The sequence below is a fragment of the Aeromonas sp. genome (assembly GCF_051657805.1).
In the GTDB taxonomy this organism is placed as follows: domain Bacteria; phylum Pseudomonadota; class Gammaproteobacteria; order Enterobacterales; family Aeromonadaceae; genus Aeromonas.
In genome coordinates, this window is the sequence record NZ_JBOFLJ010000028.1 from 1 (window position 1) to 1,527 (window position 1,527).

The following is a 1,527-nucleotide window of genomic DNA, read 5'->3' on the forward strand; positions in this document are numbered from 1 at the left end:
GATGATGGTTTTGGATGATCAGGAGATTGTGTGTGCTGCGTGGATTGGCGCTGTGCGCGGTGGGTTGGAGACCAACCCGTGCGGTGGTGTGTGGGATATGGAGTTCTATCGGGTGATTAGGACCGCTCGGCTGCACTCCTTACGGAGCTTCCACCTGCGGCCTATCAACGTGGTGGTCTTCCACGACCCTTAGGGAGACCTCGTCTTGAGGCTGGTTTCCCGCTTAGATGCCTTCAGCGGTTATCCATGCCGCACTTGGCTACCCGGCGATGCCGCTGGCGCGACAACCGGTGCACCAGAGGTGCGTCCTTCCCGGTCCTCTCGTACTAGGGAAAGCGCCTCTCAAGTCTCCAACACCCACAGCAGATAGGGACCGAACTGTCTCACGACGTTCTAAACCCAGCTCACGTACCGCTTTAATCGGCGAACAGCCGAACCCTTGGGACCTGCTCCAGCCCCGGGATGCGATGAGCCGACATCGAGGTGCCAAACCTCCCCGTCGATGTGGACTCTTGGGGGAGATCAGCCTGTTATCCCTAGAGTACCTTTTATCCGTTGAGCGATGGCCCTTCCACGCGGGACCACCGGATCACTAAGGCCGACTTTCGTCCCTGCTCGCGCTGTCGCGCTCGCAGTCAGGCGGGCTTGTGCCTTTGCACTCAACAGCCGATGTCCGACCGGCCTGAGCCCACCATCGCGCGCCTCCGTTACACTTTGGGAGGCGACCGCCCCAGTCAAACTGCCCACCACGCAGGGTCCCGCTCCCGGATCACGGGAGGCGGTTAGACGCCAAAAGAGCGCAGGGTGGTATTTCAAGCTTGGCTCCACCAAGGCTAGCGCCCCGGCTTCAAAGCCTCCCACCTATCCTACACAGCCCTCTTCTGGCGCCACTGCGAAGCTGCAGTAAAGGTTCATAGGGTCTTTCCGTCTGACTGCGGGTACCCCGCATCTTCACGGGGAATTCAATTTCGCTGAGCCCATACCGGAGACAGTGGGGAGGTCGTTACGCCATTCGTGCAGGTCGGAACTTACCCGACAAGGAATTTCGCTACCTTAGGACCGTTATAGTTACGGCCGCCGTTTACCGGGGCTTCGGTTCGAGGCTTGCACCCCTCCCCTTGACCTTCCGGCACCGGGCAGGCGTCAGACCCTATACGTCGTCTCACGACTTCGCAGAGCCCTGTGTTTTTACTAAACAGTCGCCACCCCCTGGTCTGTGCCACCCCGCCCTGCTTGCGCAACACGGGGTCCCGCTTCTTCCGAAGTTACGCGGGCAATTTGCCTAGTTCCTTCGGTATGGTTCTCTCAAGCGCCTTGGAATACTCATCCAGTCCACCTGTGTCGGTTTCGGGTACGGTCCATATGCCAGCGCTGTTTCCCGGACCGATCCAGCCGCCACCCCAATCCGATAAGGGATGACAACGCTTCACGGCCGGCACGTCTGGCGGGCACGGGAATATTCACCCGTTTCCCATCGGCTACGGCTCTCGCCCTCGCCTTAGGGGCCGGCTCACCCTGCGCGGATTA

1 rRNA gene is annotated in these 1,527 nt (G+C 60.3%); it reads right to left on the minus strand.

Annotation, left to right across the window (positions count from 1 at the left end):
• Nucleotides 1-95: 95 nt before the first annotated feature.
• Nucleotides 96-1,527, minus strand: a 23S ribosomal RNA gene (locus tag ACRCYW_RS13510); the annotation flags it as partial.